This window comes from Kineosporia babensis (assembly GCF_021129305.1).
Lineage (GTDB): Bacteria > Actinomycetota > Actinomycetes > Actinomycetales > Kineosporiaceae > Kineosporia > Kineosporia babensis.
The window spans coordinates 1-243 of record NZ_JAJOMB010000087.1 but is presented as its reverse complement, the minus strand read 5'-3'; the positions used below and the strand labels follow the sequence as shown (position 1 = coordinate 243).

Genomic DNA, 243 nt, shown 5'->3' with positions numbered 1-243 from the left:
GATGGAGGGCATCAAACCTGGAAGGCGATACTGGAGCATGGCTGCACCGAAGAAGTACCCCGATGAGCTGCGGGAACGAGCCACGAGGATGACCGTGGAGGCCCGCCGTGACCCGCAGACCGCGGCCGGGGCGATCCAGCGGATCGCCGGTCAGCTGGGGATCCATCCGGAGGCCTTGCGGAGCTGGGTGAAGAAGGCCGAGGTCGATGCCGGCCAGCGGGCGGGAACGACGAGCACGGATGC

General features: G+C 67.9%; 1 protein-coding gene. It reads left to right on the top strand.

Features of this window, described 5'->3' with window-relative positions:
* Positions 1-37 precede the first annotated feature (37 nt).
* Positions 38-243 (top strand): transposase (locus LR394_RS41075; RefSeq protein ID WP_231450147.1); only part of this gene is annotated, 206 nt, incomplete at its 3' end.